This window comes from Mesorhizobium sp. ES1-3 (genome assembly GCF_020164795.1).
Lineage (GTDB): Bacteria > Pseudomonadota > Alphaproteobacteria > Rhizobiales > Rhizobiaceae > Mesorhizobium.
Genome location: NZ_JAIUGW010000022.1, coordinates 23,708 through 40,723 on the forward strand (window position 1 = coordinate 23,708; position 17,016 = coordinate 40,723).

A 17,016-nucleotide genomic window follows, 5' to 3' on the forward strand; every position below is an offset into this window, starting at 1 on the left:
AACACTGCGGATAATCCTTGGTCAGTTGGGAGGTGTTTCGAGAAGCATTCGGCGCAAGGCGCCAAGATCGGCCGGCACCTGTCCGGTGAAGATGCCGAAGGCGTCGATGCCTTGATGGAAGAACAGTTCGTAGCCGCTGAGCACCTCGAGGCCCGCCGCCTCCGCCTGCCGTTTGAACAGCGTGTTGACCGGCGTGTAGACGGCGTCGAACGCCCAGCGCTGCGCTCCGAGCAATTCCGGCGGGACCGGAGACCCGGGATGGCCGATCATGCCGAGCGGCGTGCAATTGACGACGCCTTCCGCTCCGCCCATCGCCGTGCGGATAGCATCGCTGGATGACGTTTTGACGGCGCCATGCGAGGCTGTCGCGATCGCGGTCGCAAGCGAGCGCGCCTTCTCTGCATCGCTGTCGACGACAGTCAGGGCCTCGGCGCCGAGCGCCAGCAGCCCGAAGGCCACGGCCTTGCCGACACCGCCGGCTCCGATCAGGCAGACGTTGCCCGGCGCCGTGTCGCCAAAAGTCTCGCGATAGGCGGCGATGAAACCGGTATGGTCGGTATTATAGCCGCTTGCGCCCCGCGGCCCGAACAGCACCGTGTTGACCGAACCTATCCGTCTGGTCAGGTCGTCGTCTATGCGCAGCCTGGAGGCCACCATCTCCTTGTAGGGATAGGTGACATTGATGCCGCGAAGACCGCTGTCGCGGCAGGCGTCGAATACGGCGTCGAAATCCTTGCCCATGTCGCGCGGGATGAAGAGGTCGTAGCTGACGTCCAGACCGAGGAGTCGGCCGGCGAGACGATGCAGGTCCGGCGAACGCGAGCGCTTTATGTTGTCGCCGATCAGCCCAAGCCTGACCGGGCCGGTGAGGCCGGCGCTTCGGCGATCGTGCGGAGCCGTGCTCATCCCTGGTATCCGAACTGCCTCGGCAGCCACAATACGATTTCCGGAAACAGCATCATCAGCAGCAGCGCAACGACCAGCACGCCGATGAACAGCCAGATCTCGCTGATGATTTCGCGCAGCGGAATGCGCGTCGTCGCATTGATGACGAAGAGCACGACGCCATACGGCGGCGTGATCAGCCCGATCATGGTATTGACCACCACGACGACGCCGAAATGCACCAAGTCGATCCCGAGCAGCCGGCAGGTCGGGATGAACAGCGGTACGATGACCAGGATGATCGTGGACGCGTCGAGCAGACAACCAAGCAGCAGCAGCAGCACGTTGACCATGAACAGGAAAGCGAGCGGGGATATGTGCAGTCCCTGCAACGAGGCTGCCATGTGGGCAGGAATGTTTTCGCTGGCGACGATGTAGTTGAAGATCAGGGCGCCGCCGATGACCAGGCCGACGGCCGCGGACGAGCGCGCGCTTTCTGAAAGGATGGCGTAAAGTCTCCGCCAGCTCAGCGCACGGTAGAAGACGCCGGCCAGGATCAGCGCATAGGCGGCCGCCACGGCCGCCGCTTCGGTCGGCGTCGTCGCGCCACCATAGATGCCGTAGAGCAGGATGACCGGCATAAGCAGCGCCGGAAATGCATTGAGCGTCACCTTCGGCAAGGCTCGCAGAGGCACGGCTTCCTCGACCGCGAAATCGCGCTTGCGGGCGACCCACGCGTTGAGGCCCATCAGCACCACGCCCATTAGCAGGCCGGGCAGGATGCCGCCGAGGAACAGGAAACCGATCGAGGCATCCGAAACCAGCGCGTACATCACCATCGGGATCGACGGCGGGATGATCGGTCCGATGGTCGAAGCGGCGGCGGTGATGGCGGCGGCGTAACCGCGCGGATAACGACCATCTTTCGTCATCATTTCGATGATGATCTTGCCGAGGCCGGCCGCATCGGCAACCGCCGAACCCGACATGCCGGAAAAGATCAGATTGGCGACGACATTGACATGCCCGAGCCCACCGCGCAGGCGCCCTACGATCGCCATGCAGAAGGCCAGCAACCGCTCGCTGATCGTGCCGGCGTTCATGATGTTGGCGGCGACGATGAACAGCGGCACGGCCAGGATGATGAAGCCGTCATAGAGCCCCTGGATGATCTGTTCGGCGGCAAGCCCCAGATCCTGGCCCTTCACGGCAAGGTAGACGATCGCCGCCACGATCATGGAATAGGCGACCGGCGTGCCGATCCCGGCAAGGACGAACAGCGCCAGCAGGCAAAGGGCGAAGGCGACGGTCACAGCGGTGTCGCCTCGTCATGCGGTTCGGGCGCGCCGCCGCGAGCGAGTTGCCATATGCGCAGGGCGTAACGTACGATGACGGCGACGGCGAACAGTCCGTAGACGCTGAACACCACATCGAGCCGAATACGCAGCGTGGCGCTCTTCTTGATCTTGTAGAAGGCGATGTATTCGTATGTCGCCGGCAGCGCCGCCAGGAACCCGGCGACGATCGCCGCCGCCGAAATCAGCGCGAAGACGCGCTGCATGCGGCGGCTGGCGATCAGGTAGAACAGGTCGAACGTCACATGGTCGCGCTCGGTGAGCACGAATGCGGAACTCCAGAACACCAGCCACAGCCATGTCGTCAGGCATACTTCCAGTGTCCATCCGAGCGGATCGTTGATCACGTAGCGCGTGAATATCTGCAGGATGAAGGCGATGAACATGGCGGCGAGAAGCGCCACCGCCACGTTATCGGCCCGCGCCTGCAACCAGCGGATGGTTGCCGACATCGGTCTTTCCCGGCTCAGAGGGCGTTGATCTTGTCGACCATGCCTTCCGGCCAGTCCTTGGCGAAGTCGGAGTCCAGATAGGCCTTCTGCACATGTTTGCGGAAGGCATCGACGTCGGGTGTGTAGACCTTCAAACCCTTGTCCTTGAAAAACTGCTCGAGTTCCGATTCCAGCTTCAGCTGCTTCTGCCGTCCGGACTCGGCTGCATCGTCCGCCGCCTTCTGCACCGCCGCCTGCTGATCCGGTGCAAGGCCGTCCCAGACCTTCTTCGAAAAGGCGAGGTAGTTCAGGTCCACGAGGTGGCTGGTCAGGCAAATCTGCTTGGTGACCTCGTAGAATTTGGAGTCCTTGTCGGATGGCAGCGGATTGTCCTGCCCGTCGATCGCACCGGTCTGCAACGCGGTGTAGATTTCGGTGAACGCCACGGGCACCGGATTGGCGCCGAGCGCCTTGCCCAGAAACTGCCAGGCGTCGGTTCCGGGCATTCTGAGCTTGACGCCGGCCAAATCGTCCGGGGTCTTGATTTCCTTGTCGATGCGAAGGTTCAATTGGCGGCGGCCGAGATACATCACCGTCAAGAGCTTGACGCCGAGTTCATCTTCCACCTTCTTCTTCATCGGGTTCATGAAGTCGGCCGCGAAAACCTTCTTTTGATGCGCGGCGTCACGATGCAGATAGCCGGCGGTGAATATCCCCCATTCGGGATAGAGCGAGGCCAGTTCCTGCGCCGAGGTGATCGACATTTCGAGATTGCCGCGGGCGATTGCTTCCAGCTCGGTGCCTTGCTTGAACAGTTCGGCGTTCCAGTGTGGCTCGAAAGTGGCGAAGGCGCTGACCGCGGGGGCGAAAACGTCGGTCAGCGCCACCGCGCGCTGGTCGCCAGGCGTCGCCGGCGAGGAGAGTCGGAGTGTGATCTTGTCCTGCGCCCTCGCGCCGGACGACATCACGGACAAGGCGGCAAATGCCATTGCGGAGCCGCCGAGGAACCGGCGGCGATCGAGGGTGATGGTCATGCTTTCCTCCCTGAATTGCATGGGCGGTGGTCAAACCGTCTGGGCAAACCATGCCACGTTCATAATGGGGCTTCAACCCACGAACAGTGCAATCATCATAGATTTGTCATTTTATCAGACACAATATCGCTTGAGCTGGGGCGTTACGCCGAACCGGCCTTCTTCTTCTGGAATTCGGGCGCGCTGGCCAGCAATCCGCGCTCGACGCCTGCCTCGACATGCTTGCGCAACACCATTTGGGCTGTGATGGCGTCGCGCGCCAACGCCGCATCGAGCATCTGCCGATGCTCGTCAGCGGCGATCTGACCGCGAAACGTCAATGAAACCATTTGATACCGCAGATATTTGTCGAATACGGCGGCATGCGTATCCATCAGCACCTTGGAGCCGCAGGCAGAGATCAATGCCTGGTGGAACTCCCAGTCATAGCGCTTCCATTCCTTGGCAATCGAATGGTCGCCTGAAATCATGCGCCTTTCCATTTGCTGAAGCTTGTGGTGCGCCGCGACCACGCGGCCTTCCCAATCCATGTCGCCGGAGGCGAACGACAACTCCATCGCATAGCATTCGAGCAGTTGCCTCAAGGCGGCGATTTCCTTCAGATCCTGAGGTGACACTGGCGCGACCTCGAAACCACGCTGCCCCTCGGCGGTCACCAGCCCGTCGGAGGACAAGCGGTTTAGGATTTCGCGCAGGGTAGAGACGCTGGCGCCATAAAGGTTTTTCAGCCTGTCAAGCTTGAGTTTTTCGCCGGGTGTGAGTCGGCCGAAAATAATGTCGGCGCGAATCTGTCGGTACGTTGTTTCAGATATTGTCGAATTCTGCGTATTTTCATGCATCGCAAAAAAATATCATAAATTTTCCGAAATACCATAGATCATGCCCGTGAACCGGTCACCTGGCCAGCCAGGCCATGCAAGCGTACAGCCAGCATGTCGGCGTCCTGCCATTCACAAAATTGCGACTGGCTTGGAATAGTTTCCGATCGGCCTCGGTATATGGAGCATCAAGGCGAACTTCGTCCGCCCTTCTCATTTGGAGATCTCCAGGTGCCCGAGCGCTACGTCGCTATGCTGAAATGCTGGGTCTAGTGCGAGCGTTCGAAGACCGGCGCCAACGGATTTTTGCTCGCGTCCGGAAGCTCCGCCCGTCAGAGCCGGTTCCCCTTCCCCGTTCCCTAACTGCTGGCCGCTTCCCGCGGCAACGTTTCACCAGCCCGAACGATCGGGTTGCGTTCAGGTCATAATCGAAAGGAGAAAGCCATGGAGGACAATCAAACACTGTCGCAACGCTTCGACGACTACCAACCTTCCAAGACAATCTGGTTCTGGTCGGTAGTAGGCGCCGCGGTGCTGACGATGATCGTCGGTTTTACCGCCGGCGGTTGGACCCTGGCAGGAACAGCGGCGGAAATGGCGAAGACCTCAGCCATCAAGGCGAGGGCGGAACTGGTCGCCAATCTTTGTGTCCAAAAGTTCGTCACGGCGTCCGACGCGAGCCAGAATCTGGCCAAGCTAAAGGAAACATCCTCCTATCAAAGAGATGGTTTCATCAGCGATGGCGGGTGGGTCAAACTGGCCGGCATGAAGAAGGATGCTCCCGGCGCCGCGGATCTGTGCGCTGACAAGTTGGCTGCGATGGATGCGATACCCGCTCACGACGTTTCCCAGAATCAGACGAACGGTTCATAGCCCAACGCTAGAGTTCGCCCGGCAGCGAGAGTTTGCCGGGCGGCGGTCAGAGAAGCTCAAGCGCCGCAAGGACGCTTTCAGCGACGTTCCCAACACGCCAGAACCGGAAGCACGGCTCGGGTGGCCCCCTTCCATGGCTTCTGATGGTGCCGGGCGGTGATGATCGACCCCTTCTACATTCGATGGTGAATGCGCATGAAATCGAGAGCTGCTTTCGGTTTCCGAATGGTCGGCGGGGAGATCAGACATCACTTGTATGTCGCGCTCGCTCGCTTCATTCTGGTGACCGCATCGCTTGCGGCATCCGCGACGACGACGGGACTGCGAGCAGAGGCCGGTGCTCTTCCTCTACCCCGCTTTGTCTCGCTGAAAGCTTCGTCCGCCAATCTGCGTGTCGGGCCTGGTGTCGGCTACGACATTGAATGGGTCTTTACGCGGCCGGGCATCCCGCTGGAAATATACCAGCAATATGGCAATTGGCGCAGGGTAAGGGATTGGGACGGAACCAGCGGATGGATCTATGGACCGCTGCTTTCAGGCCGCAGGACCGGCATCGTCGCGCCCTGGGCCAAGGACGACGTTGCGCTGTGCAAGAAGCCGACAATTGACAGCCCCATAACTGCCTTGCTCCAACCTCGCGTTCGCGTGGAACTGACGCGCTGCGACGGGCAATGGTGCGCGGTGGAGTTGGGCCCGATGTCTGGCTTTGTCAGGCAAATCGGTTTGTGGGGCGTTTATCCCGGCGAGGTGCTGTAAAAGGGCGGCACAATTCGACCGGGGTCGTCCAAACCAACCAACAAGCGATCACCCCGACGTGCTGATCATCCTGATTTCCATCGGGTGGAGCTTGTGATGGGCCGACACCACCCTGCCCTCCCAGTCCATTCGCCAGCGGCGAAGGACAATTCCATCGCATGGCATTCCAGCAATTGCCGGAGCGCCGCGATCTCCTTGAGATCCTCGGGCGAGACCGGCGCGACCTCGAAGCCCCGCTGCCCTTCGGCAACGACCGGCCCATCGCGGCGGAGCCAGCGCAACAGGGTTTCGCGCGACAACATGCCGAGGATCAGCAGCGGCAGCGCAGCACCGATGTCGAACAGAACCATGGTCGCAGCCGCCTAGCAGAGATTTATGAACCGGGACAATTCGATCGTCGTGTGGCTGCCGAAGGTCATGTACGGCGGCAATTGACTGGTTTGGCCATTCGAGGCCGGCGGAACAATCGAATTTGATAGTTTGCGCTTGAATGGCGCCACATTTTTGCGTTCCTTGGCGCTGTGTCGAGACCGATTTTCGAAACCATACTGGCGGTGAGTGCTGGCGTTGCACTGTCGACCAGTCTTGGCTATCTCGCCTACGCCGCGCCGGGCGACGCGGTGTCCATGCTGGACTGGCTTACCAGTCCGCTCACCTTCAGCACCTTCCTGTGGGCCGCTCTCGGGGCAATATTCGGGCTCAGCGCCTTGCAATTCCGGCGCGGCCGCGGATCCGTCAGCCGCATCGCCCGGCCCGTGACCAGGAAAGGCGATGACGGACAGAAGCCAGCGACATGCGTGAGGCAGAGGCCCAAACCGCGTCGCATGAATCCGCTCGAACGCGACGTGCTTTAAGGTGCTGCTGCAGCCGCCAGGCTATCCGCCCTTCGGCGTCTCTGCAGCCAGAAAACCAGCCCGAACAGCAAGAGCGCCGGAAGCACGAACCAGTAGCGTGACGGCCGGCTGCTCGGCACCATGACCCCGATGATTTCGTCTCCGGGCTGCAGACCGAATTTTGCCGCCTGGCTGCCGAGACGCACGATCCCGACTGTCATCGTGTCGCCGAGCGCACTCACGGTCAGTCCCGCGCTTTCCAGCCGCTCCGCCGCATTTTTGCCTTCGGCGAGATCGAGCCTGATCAGTTTCTCGATCTCGTCGCCGTTGATGTTGACCGTCTTCAGCTTGACACGGACCGCTTGACCGGCGGGCGTGGCATCGATCGTCTGGTTCAATTGCGATACGGGTTTTGCAACAAAGGGCTCATCAACCAGATCGAGCCAATAGCCCGGCCGAAACAGCGTGAAGCAGATCAGCAACAGCGCAATGGCCTCGTACCACCGGTTGCGAACCAGGAACCAGTTCTGCGTCGCCGCCACGAAGGCCACCATTGCCAGCGCCGACGTGGCGATGACCATGATGAAATCCAGCGGCCCCCGGATGTCGATCATCAGCAGGCCGTTGTTGAAGATGAAGATGAAAGGCAGCAGTGCCGTCCTGATTTCGTACTTGAACCCCTGAAAGCCGGTCTTGACCGGATCGGCGCCCGAAATCGCGGCCGCGGCATACGCCGCCAGACCGACCGGTGGCGTCACATCGGCCATCAGCCCGAAATAGAAGACGAAGAGATGCACGGCTACCAGCGGTACGGCCAGGTCGTTCTGCGCGGCGAGGTCGACCATCACCGGCGCCATCAGCGTGGCGACGACGACATAGCTGGCCGTGGTCGGCATGCCCATTCCCAGAATGATGCAGATGAGGGCGGTGAACAGCAGCATGACGATGAAGCTGCCGGCCGAGATGAATTCGACGAGTTCGGTCATCACAAGCCCGACACCGGTCAAGAGCACCGTGCCGACGATGATGCCGGCCGTCGCCGTGGCGATGCCGACCGTGGTCATGTTGCGCGCGGCGGCCGACAGCCCCTCGATGAGATCGACGAAACCTTCGCGCCAACGCGGCGCGAGATCTTGCTTGCGAAAGAACGCCGTCAGCGGGCGCTGCGTGACGACCAATACCATCAAGGCGGCGGAGCCCCAGAAGGCGGAAAGGCCGGGCGAAAGCTCCTCGACCATCAGGCACCAGATGAGGAGCACCACCGGCAGCAGGAAATGCAGGCCCGTCCGTGCCGTGTCGCCGAAATGCGGAATTTCCAGGATATCGCCCTTGAGGCTGTCGAGCGGCAGGTCGGGATGCTTTGCCCTGTAAGCGACGAGACAGACATAGACGACGGCAAGCGCCGCGACGATCATCCAAGTCGCGGCGCTGCCGAAGACGGTCTTGGTCCAGCCAATGCCGTAATAGACGAGTCCGGCCAGGATGACGAAGGCGCAGATGCCCATCAGCGAGCGCAGCGCCCCTTGCAAGGCGGGATGGCGGCTGCGCGACGGCAGGCCCTTCAGGCCCATCTTCATCGCTTCGATGTCGACGATATAGAAGAGCGAGCCGTAGGTGAGCAGCGCGGGAAAGAAGGCGTGCTTGACCACCTCGGCATAGGAAATGCCGACATATTCGGCGATGAGGAAGGCGGCTGCCCCCATCACGGGGGGCATGATCTGCCCGTTGACCCCGGCGGCGCATTCGATGGCGCCGGCTTTGACCGGCGTGTAGCCGACGCGCTTCATCAGGGGAATGGTGAAGGTGCCGGTGGTGACGACATTGGCGATCGACGATCCGGAAATCATGCCTGTCAGGCCTGAGGCGACGACCCCGGCCTTGGCGGGGCCGCCGCGATATTTGCCGAGGATGGAGAAGGCAAGCAGGATGAAATAGCCGCCTGCCCCGGCACGCTCGAGCAGCGTTCCAAACAGCACGAACATGAAGACGACGTTGGTCGAGACGCCGAGCGCGACGCCGAACACACCCTCGGAAGTGAGCCACATCTGCGAGGCGGCGCGCGACAGCGTCGCGCCTTTGTGCGCCAGCAGGCCGGGCATATAGGGGCCGACGAAAATGTAGATCAGCATCAGCCCGGCGATGACGGTGATGGCGGGACCGACGGCTCGCCGGGCGGCTTCCATCAGTATGACGATGCCGATGATGGAGATGACGAGATCCGCGGTCGTGGGGAGCCCGGGCCGGGTGGCGATCTCGCCGTAGAAGACGACGAGGTAAAGCGCCGCCGCAGCGCCGGCTATGGCAAGGATCCAGTCGGGCAATGGAACGCGGCTGCGTGAAGAGCTTTTGAAAGCGGGGAAGGTGACGAGCGCCAGGAACAGCGCAAAGGCCAGATGAATGGAACGCGCAATGCCGTCGCTGACGACGCCGAAACCGAGCATGAAAGGGATCGGCGAGGAGTACCAAAGCTGGAACAGCGACCAGGCCAGCGCGACCGCCAAGACCAGATGCGCGGCCAGGCCGGTCGGCTTGCGGCCGCCCGTATCCGCTTCCGCGACAATCTCGTTCAGTCTGTCGATATCGACGTCTTCAGGTGCTCCTGCCTTGCGGAACTGGTCTGTCATTGTTCCCCTCGACCGATTGTTTTTTCATTTTGGTCTTTTCGGCTCCGTGGCCGGACCGCCCCTCGGGCAGCCCGGCCCTGCTGAAGCTCAGAGCCAACCTTTTTCCTTGTAGTAGCGCTCGGCGCCGGGATGCAGCGGCGCCGAGAGGCCGGCCTTGATCATCTCCTTGGGGTCGAGATTGGCGAAAGCCGGATGCAGCTTCTTGAAGTCGTCAAAGTTCTCGAAAACCGCCTTGACCATTTCGTAGACCACGTCGTCCGGGGTCTTGGCGCTCGTGACCACGGTGGCGCGCACGCCGAACGTCGTCGTCGGATCGGGATTGTTGGCGTACATGCCGCCGGGGATGGTCGCGACCGAATAATAGGGGTGCGCCTTCACCAGCGCGTCGACGGCGTGGCCGGTCAGCGGAACGAGCTTGGCGCCGCAGGCGGTCGTCGGATCCTGGATCGCGGCTGACGGATGTCCGACGCCATAGAAGAAGCCGTCGATCTTGTTGTCGCAAAGCGCACTGCCCTGCTCATCGGCCTTGAGCTCGGCGGCTAGCGAAAAGTCCTTCAGGGTCCAGCCCATCTGCTTCAACAGCTCTTCCATCGAGGACCGCGTGCCGGAACCGGGATTGCCGACATTGAAGCGCTTGCCCTTGAAATCCTCGAAGGTCTTCAAGCCCGCATCGGGCCGCGCCAGCACGGTGAACGGTTCGGGGTGGACCGAGAAGACCGCGCGCAGATCCTTCATCGCCTTGCCGTCGAAATTGCCGACGCCGTTATAGGCCTGAAACTGCACGTCGGACTGGGTAAGGCCGAAATCGAGGTCGCCGGTATTGATCGAATTGACGTTGAAAACCGAACCGCCGGTCGATTCGGTCGAGCAGCGTATGCCGGTCTTCTGCCTGTCCTTGTTCATGAGCCGGCAAATGGCGCCGCCAACGGCATAGTAGACGCCGGTCACGCCGCCGGTCCCTATGGTGATGAACTTCTGCTCGGCGAACGAGGGTGTGGCGGCAAGCAGACACCCCGCCGCGCCCGCGGCTATCAGGGTTTTCAGCAGACTACGCATTTCGACTACCTCTCTGGTGGTTTGGTCCGGCCTTGCGCCGGGCTCTGGTCAGGCGCGTCCCGCCAAGTCGGGAGCGCGCAAGGCTGCATCGACGGCATCGCCGAGCCGTTCGACGATGGCATCGATGTCCTGGCTGGTGGAAATGAACGGCGGCGCGAGCAGCACATGGTCGCCTCTGACGCCGTCGATCGTGCCGCCCATGGGATAGACCATCAGGCCGTTGTTCATGGCTTCGCGCTTGATGCGGACGTTGAGCTTCAGCGCCGGATCGAAAGGCTCCTTCGAACCGGGGTCGGCGACCAGTTCGATCGCCTGGAACAGGCCACGGCCGCGAATGTCGCCGACATGATGATGATTGCCGAAGCGTTCGCCCAGGCGCCGTTGCAGATGCATGCCCATCGCCTTGACGTTATCGAGCAGATGGTCGCGACGGATCACCTCCTGGACGGCAAGGCCGGCCGCCGCGGCCATCGGATGGCCCATATAGGTGTGGCCGTGCTGGAAGAAGCCGGAGCCGTTGGCGAAGGCGTCGAAGATATGCTGGCCGAGCAGCACGGCGCCGACGGGCTGATAACCGCCGCCTAGCCCCTTGGCGATGGTCATGAGATCGGGAACGACACCGTCCTGTTCGCAGGCGTGAAGCGTGCCGGTGCGGCCCATGCCGCACATTACCTCGTCGAGGATGAGCAGCACGCCGTAACGGTCGCAGATGGCGCGGACGCGCTTCAGGTAGTCCGCCACCGGCGGCACGGCGCCGGCGGTCGCGCCGACCACCGTCTCGGCGACGAAGGCGATGACCTCGCCGGAGCCGAGTTCGAGTATCTTGTCCTCCAGGGCCTGTGCTGCCCGCGCTGCGTAGTCGGCATCGCTTTCATCAGGCAGTTGATGGCGATAGGCGAAACATGGATCGATATGATGGGTTTCGATGAGAAGCGGCTGAAATTGCCGCCGCCGCCATTCATTGCCGCCCGTGGCGAGCGCGCCAAGAGTGTTGCCGTGATAGCTCTGGCGGCGGGCGATGACGTGACGCCGCCGCGGCTCGCCTTTCTCGACAAAATATTGCCGCGCCATCTTCAGCGCCGCCTCCACCGCTTCCGATCCGCCGCTCAAGAGATAGGCATGGCTGATCCCGGCCGGGGCGTCTTCAACCAGGCGGTCGGCCAAACGTTCGGCCGCCTCCGTGCTGAAGAAGCCGGTGTGGGCGTAGGCGATGCGCTCGAGTTGTTCATGCAAGGCGGCGATGACGTCTGGATGGCCGTGGCCGAGACACGACACCGCCGCGCCGCCGGATGCATCGATGTAGGAGCGGCCGTCGCTGTCGAATATCTGGATGCCTTTGCCGCCGACGGCGATCGGAAGCGAACCTTTGGTGGTGCGATGGAGAAGATGGGTCATTTCTTGCCGAGCCGCGGTTTCAGATGAACATTGAGCGCCGCATGGTGTTCGTCGGTACGTCGTATCTCCGCCAGCGCCTGCTCGCCGCCATGGCCGGCGACGACCGCTGCCAGGATTTCCGCTACGGCGAAGGCAGGCGCCATGGTGTGGAGGAAGGATGGGGTCTGCGTTGGAACGAGGATGACCTCCGCCGCGATCTGGGCGAGCGGCGCCACCTCGCTGTCCGTGATCGCGACGACGCAGACACCGCGTCCGGCCGCATATTCGGCGACCTCGACCGTCTGGCGGGTGTAGGGGAGCACGCTCGCCACGAGCAGCACATCGTCATTGGTGGCGCGGCCAATTGCGTCGGAACCCGTTCCGGCCACGCCGTCGAGCAGCACCGATTTCTCGCCAACGAGCGACAGGACATAGTGGATATGCCAGGCGACAGGATGGCTGGAGCGCAGCCCGAGGCAATAGATCCGGCGCGCGGCCGAGAGCCGTCTCGCCGCCGCCACGATGCGGTCCAGCATATCTGGCCTGGCAAGCTGGGCGAACTGGGCGGCTAGCGAGTCCAGCATCTCGGAGGCTTGAGCGCGGTCGCCCTTGAGCTTCTGGCTGCGCAGCTGGGCCCCCGCTTTTCCTGCAAAGCCGGGATATCCGCTGCGCACCGCCGCGGCGTAGGAATCGCGCACGACATCATATCCTTCGAAGCCGAGATGCTGGGCCAGACGCGTCATGGTGGCCGGCTGCACCCCCGCCTGCCGCGCCTGCTCGCGCATGGAAAGCAAGGCCACGTCGCTCGGATGGTCGAGCATGTAGCGAGCCGCGGTCTGCAGCTGCGCCGACATGCCGTCAAACTCCGCGACGATGCGTTCCGCCAAAGGCCCCTGGTCCATCGAGGCAGTCTGCCGCGCATCGATTTTGTTTGCAACAAGTGTTTCACAAGTTATGTTGGTGATCCAATTGTCCAGCCACCGGTATGCGCATGCAGTCCCAATCCTCGGACAGGCCCGTCGCGATCGCCGTCGCGCCGAATGGCGGCAGACGCAGCAAGGCCGACCATCCGGGCTTGCCGATGACGCCGGCCGAACTGGCGCGGACGGCGGCCGAGTGCCTCGAGGCCGGCGCGGCCATGATTCACCTGCATGTGCGCGACCGGGATGGCCGGCACATTCTCGACCCCGACGCCTATCGCGCCGCCACCGCTGCCATTCGACAGACGGTTGGCAATGCAATGGTGGTGCAAATCACCAGCGAGGCGCTTGGCGTCTATCAGCCCGGCAGGCAGATGGAAGTGGTGCGCGAGACCAGGCCCGAAGCCGTCTCGCTGGCACTGCGCGAGCTTGTCCCGGACCGGGATGCCGAGCCGGTTTTCGCCTCGTTCCTCGGCTGGCTGAAGCGCGAACGCGTGTTGCCGCAGATCATACTCTACGATCCCGGCGAGGCACTGTACCTTTGCGATCTACAGCGGCGGGGCATGATCCCCTGGGACGACATTCCCGTGCTCTTCGTCCTTGGTCGCTATACGACATCGCAGCAATCGGCGCCCACGGATCTGCTGCCGTTTCTTTCGCCAGGCATTCCGGCCTTCCGTTCCTTCATGGTCTGCGCCTTCGGCCGCGACGAGGCTGCCTGCGTGTCCGCCGGGGCGTTGCTGGGTGGAGATGCACGGGTCGGCTTCGAGAACAATCTTCTGCTGCCGGACGGTTCGACGGCGCCTACCAACGCATTTCTGGTCGATACTGTCGCGCGTATGCTCCGAGGCTTTGGACGGCCAATCCGAACCCCCGCCTCATTGCGCCATGCCTGGGGCATGGGTCACCGGTGAATGGATGATCAATCGTCCATCGCAAAGTCGCAGGATCGTCATGACTATGGGGAGCCATGGAACCCATGTCAGCCTGGCCATCCTGGGTAGCCAATGTTCCGACACAGAGAATCGGCCTTGGAAATTCGAACACCTTGTCGGGCGCCGCTCTCATGCATATATGTCATGCTGTGACATAAATTCCGCATCGAAGACAGCCCAAACGGTCAGTTAGCCGGCTTTGATTCCGGAAGGCAAGAAACCGTTGGTCCGCCCAAGCGAGCGGTTCTGTTCATGTCTGCGATGTAACGTACGAGGTCTGGTTATGGCTCAGGGTTGGTTTGCCGCTCCTGTATCGGTGACGGTAGGCATCTTCGGAAGCATCAGAAACATCATTAGCGCGCGCCAGGCGGATGAACTGCTCCGTGAAAGGCTGCGCCATGGCGGCTCACCCAAGATTCTGGCCGCTCATCACGCCTGTCGAGCCGCGATGGAAGATGAAGCAAAGGCGGAAGCCGCCCGAATGGCATTCATCGAGGCCGCACGGGAAGCGCGCCTGTTGCCCGGCAACTGAAGAAAACTGTTCATCGCGGGTCGGCACTGTCTATACGCCGAGGTAGCGCTGCAAGAGTTCCGGCTGCGCCTTGATCTCGGCGGCTGGTCCTTCATGGGCAATGTGGCCGTTGTTGATGATATAGACGCGCTTTGCAAGCGCCAAGGTCGCAGCCAGGTTCTGTTCGACCAGCACGATGGTCTGCCCGGCCTCGGCCAGTTCGCGACAGGCTTTGACGAGATCCTGGACAATAACCGGGGCAAGCCCTTCGAACGGTTCGTCCAGCAGGATGATCTTTGGGTCGCGCACGAGCGCGCGGGCGATCGCCAACATCTGCTGTTCGCCCCCGGAGAGGTCCGTGCCCCGGCTGGTGCGCCTCTCCTTCAGCCGCGGGAACATCTCGTAGATGCGCTCGAGCGGCCACCTGTTATCGGCGGTCAGGCCCGCAAGGATGATGTTGTCCTCGACATTCAGGCTGCCGAAGATGCGGCGATCCTCGTGCACGAGTTGCATGCCGAGCTGCGCGATTCTGTGCGCCTTCCTGCCCGCCAGTTCCTCGCCATCGAACTTGATGCTGCCTGTGCGCGGCGTGACGACACCCATCAGGCTCTTCAGCGTCGTCGACTTGCCGGCGCCGTTCCTGCCAAGGAGCGCGACAACCTCGTTTTTCTCCACGCGCAGCGATACGTCGAACAGAATGTGGCTGTCGCCGTAGTAGCTGTTCAGACCTTCGACCTCAAGCAGGCTCATCAGGCAATCTCTCCGTGAACGCCGCCGAGATAGGCTTCCTGCACTTTTGGATTGGTCTTGATCTGCTCCGGGATGCCGTGAGCGAGGATGCGACCCTCTTGCAGCACAGTGACCGTCTCGACCAGTTCAAACAGCGAATCCATATCGTGGTCGATGATGATCATCGTGCGGCCGCGCGCGATCGACTTCAGCAGCGCAACCGTTTCGACGCGCTCGCGCGGACTCATGCCGGCCAGCGGCTCGTCGAGCAGCAGCAGGCTCGGCGAAGTCGCCAGCGCCAGCCCGATCTCCAGCCGGCGCTTCTCGCCATAGGCGAGTTGCGAGACCAGCGTGTCCGGGCAGTGCGTCAGGTTGACCAGCGCCAGCGTGCGCTCGACCTGCTCGTCGAGGCCCGGGATCTTGCGGATATTGCGGAACAGGTCGAGCCTGAACTTGCCGCGGATTTCGCCAAGCGTGGCGATTGTAAGGTTCTGCCTGACGGTCAGCCGGTCGAAGAGCTGGTTGATCTGGTAGCTCTTGGTCAGTCCGAGCTGGCAGACATCCGTCACGCTCATACCGGTGATGTCGCGGCCCTCGAACACGATTTTGCCCGAGGTCGGCGACACCTCGCAGGTAAGCATCTTGAAGAAGGTGCTCTTGCCGGCACCATTTGGTCCGATGATGCCCCGCGTCTCACCATGGTTGATGGTGAAGTCGATATCGCTGTTGGCCATCAGGCCGCCGTAGCGTTTGCTCAATCCCGTAGCCTGCAAGATGGGACCGGAAGCGTGGTCCGTGGAACGGTGGCGCGCCGGCATCGCCTCGACGACGACCGGCGACGAACCCGGCGCGATCGGCGGGGTGATTGCTGCCGCCTCGACCGGCTCAACGGTTTTCCTGGCGCCCGTCGCCAGGTCGTAGACGTCCGCGATGGCGCCGACGATACCGCGCCTCAGGAAGACGACCAGCAGCACGAAAACAATGCCGAGCACCAGCTTCCATGTCGCGCCAAGGTGGAGCGTGTTCTGGAAGAAATCGCTGAGGAAAAGCCACACGGTCGCTCCCACCAGAGGCCCGAACAGTGTGCCGGCACCGCCTATCGCGGTCTGCATGACGAGTTGACCTGATGTATCGAACATGAACGCATCCGGCGGCATGAAGCCCTGCATGACGCCGAGCAGGCCCCCGGCAAAGCCGGCGTAGATCGCGGCGACCACGAAGGCGGTATGCTTGTAGGCGTGGATGTTGTGGCCGAGCGCGGCCGCGCGCAGGGGATTGTCGCGGATGGCGGAAAGAATGGCTCCGACCGGCGAGCGCACGATACGCAGGGCAATCACCAAGCCGACGAAGTACCAGAATGCCAGGAAGGTATACGTCGCCCAGTCGGAATCGAACCTAAGCGTGGTGAAACCGAGAAAGACGCTCGGCGTCGGCACGCCCGGCAGACCGTTCTCCCCTCCGGTATAGGCCGATAGCGGGTTGAACTCGACGAAGAAGAACACTTCCGAGATCGCCACGGTGATCATGGCGAAATAGATGCCGGTGCGCCGGAGCGCGACCATCCCTACGAGATAGCCGACGAAGCCGGCGACGACAGCGCCGATGACGATCGCCACCATGACGTAAGGAAAATTCAGTTCGGTCAACAGGTAGGCGGCGAACATCCCGCCGGTGCCGTAGAAGGCGGACTGGCCGAAGGAAAGCAGGCCGGTGTAGCCGAAGAGGATGTCGAAACCGAGCCCGAACAGGCCCCAGATCAGGATGCGGTTGATGGTTGTCGGCGCGAAGCCGAGATGCGGCAGAACGAAAGGCGCGGCGATCAGTGCGATCACCGTCAGCACCTCGACGAGGAAGGAGCGTTTCATGTTCATGAGCGGACCGC

The 17,016-nt window shown here is 62.2% G+C and carries 16 protein-coding genes and 1 pseudogene; 5 read left to right on the forward strand and 12 right to left on the reverse strand.

Annotated features, from left to right (window positions below):
* Nucleotides 1-21 precede the first annotated feature (21 nt).
* The 5 genes from LB536_RS24025 to LB536_RS24045 form a co-directional block, all read right to left on the reverse strand.
* Nucleotides 22-906: a shikimate dehydrogenase family protein gene (locus LB536_RS24025; RefSeq protein ID WP_224596973.1), complete on the reverse strand. Its 885-nt coding sequence runs from the start codon at nt 904-906 to the stop codon at nt 22-24.
* Nucleotides 903-2,198, reverse strand: a complete 1,296-nt coding sequence (locus LB536_RS24030; protein ID WP_140811445.1) for a TRAP transporter large permease — start codon at nt 2,196-2,198, stop codon at nt 903-905. The genes LB536_RS24025 and LB536_RS24030 overlap by 4 nt, the downstream gene beginning before the upstream one ends.
* Nucleotides 2,195-2,692, reverse strand: a complete 498-nt coding sequence (locus LB536_RS24035) for a TRAP transporter small permease (protein ID WP_224596975.1) — start codon at nt 2,690-2,692, stop codon at nt 2,195-2,197. The genes LB536_RS24030 and LB536_RS24035 overlap by 4 nt, the downstream gene beginning before the upstream one ends.
* A gap of 14 nt (nt 2,693-2,706) precedes the next feature.
* A complete protein-coding gene (locus LB536_RS24040; protein WP_140811446.1) occupies nt 2,707-3,705 on the reverse strand; it encodes a sialic acid TRAP transporter substrate-binding protein SiaP in 999 nt (332 codons plus the stop codon).
* Nucleotides 3,706-3,848: 143 nt separating this feature from the next.
* Nucleotides 3,849-4,544 carry a GntR family transcriptional regulator gene (locus tag LB536_RS24045; protein ID WP_140760811.1) on the reverse strand — a complete coding sequence of 232 codons (696 nt, stop codon included), beginning with the start codon at nt 4,542-4,544 and terminating at the stop codon, nt 3,849-3,851.
* Between the two features lie 423 nt (nt 4,545-4,967).
* Between LB536_RS24045 and LB536_RS24050 the strand changes: the two genes are divergently transcribed.
* Entirely contained in the window at nt 4,968-5,396 is a 429-nt protein-coding gene (locus LB536_RS24050) for a hypothetical protein (protein ID WP_140760813.1), read from the forward strand.
* Between the two features lie 195 nt (nt 5,397-5,591).
* A complete protein-coding gene (locus LB536_RS24055) occupies nt 5,592-6,152 on the forward strand; it encodes an SH3 domain-containing protein (protein WP_224596978.1) in 561 nt (186 codons plus the stop codon).
* Nucleotides 6,153-6,212: 60 nt separating this feature from the next.
* Here the strand turns inward: LB536_RS24055 and LB536_RS24060 are convergent.
* A pseudogene (locus LB536_RS24060) lies at nt 6,213-6,445 on the reverse strand (GntR family transcriptional regulator); the annotation flags it as partial.
* A 261-nt stretch (nt 6,446-6,706) separates the two neighbouring features.
* On the opposite strand from LB536_RS24060, the gene LB536_RS24070 reads away from it, so the two are divergent.
* The gene (locus LB536_RS24070; protein WP_224596981.1) at nt 6,707-7,006 is read left to right on the forward strand and encodes a hypothetical protein; all 300 of its coding nucleotides are present in this window, start codon (nt 6,707-6,709) and stop codon (nt 7,004-7,006) included.
* On the opposite strand, the gene LB536_RS24075 is transcribed toward LB536_RS24070, so the two are convergent.
* From LB536_RS24075 to LB536_RS24090, 4 genes are all read right to left on the reverse strand, one after another.
* The gene (locus tag LB536_RS24075) at nt 7,003-9,609 is read right to left on the reverse strand and encodes a TRAP transporter permease (protein ID WP_224596983.1); all 2,607 of its coding nucleotides are present in this window, start codon (nt 9,607-9,609) and stop codon (nt 7,003-7,005) included. The two genes, LB536_RS24070 and LB536_RS24075, sit on opposite strands and share 4 nt — an antisense overlap.
* 87 nt (nt 9,610-9,696) lie before the next feature.
* Complete coding sequence (locus LB536_RS24080) at nt 9,697-10,665, reverse strand: TAXI family TRAP transporter solute-binding subunit (RefSeq protein WP_224596986.1); 969 nt, start codon at nt 10,663-10,665, stop codon at nt 9,697-9,699.
* Between the two features lie 48 nt (nt 10,666-10,713).
* Nucleotides 10,714-12,060 carry an aspartate aminotransferase family protein gene (locus LB536_RS24085; protein ID WP_224596989.1) on the reverse strand — a complete coding sequence of 449 codons (1,347 nt, stop codon included), beginning with the start codon at nt 12,058-12,060 and terminating at the stop codon, nt 10,714-10,716.
* On the reverse strand, nt 12,057-12,941 hold the full coding sequence (locus LB536_RS24090) for a MurR/RpiR family transcriptional regulator (protein WP_224596992.1): 885 nt from the start codon (nt 12,939-12,941) through the stop codon (nt 12,057-12,059). The genes LB536_RS24085 and LB536_RS24090 overlap by 4 nt, the downstream gene beginning before the upstream one ends.
* A gap of 89 nt (nt 12,942-13,030) precedes the next feature.
* On the opposite strand from LB536_RS24090, the gene LB536_RS24095 reads away from it, so the two are divergent.
* Both LB536_RS24095 and LB536_RS24100 read left to right on the forward strand, forming a co-directional pair.
* Nucleotides 13,031-13,873, forward strand: coding sequence for a 3-keto-5-aminohexanoate cleavage protein (locus LB536_RS24095; protein WP_224596995.1), 843 nt, complete (start codon nt 13,031-13,033; stop codon nt 13,871-13,873).
* A 304-nt stretch (nt 13,874-14,177) separates the two neighbouring features.
* A complete protein-coding gene (locus LB536_RS24100) occupies nt 14,178-14,426 on the forward strand; it encodes a DUF982 domain-containing protein (protein WP_140760835.1) in 249 nt (82 codons plus the stop codon).
* 30 nt (nt 14,427-14,456) lie between these two features.
* Here LB536_RS24100 and LB536_RS24105 read toward each other — a convergent pair whose 3' ends face one another.
* On the reverse strand, nt 14,457-15,155 hold the full coding sequence (locus LB536_RS24105) for an ABC transporter ATP-binding protein (protein WP_224596998.1): 699 nt from the start codon (nt 15,153-15,155) through the stop codon (nt 14,457-14,459).
* Entirely contained in the window at nt 15,155-17,005 is a 1,851-nt protein-coding gene (locus LB536_RS24110; protein WP_224597001.1) for an ABC transporter permease subunit, read from the reverse strand. The genes LB536_RS24105 and LB536_RS24110 overlap by 1 nt, the downstream gene beginning before the upstream one ends.
* Nucleotides 17,006-17,016 lie beyond the last annotated feature (11 nt).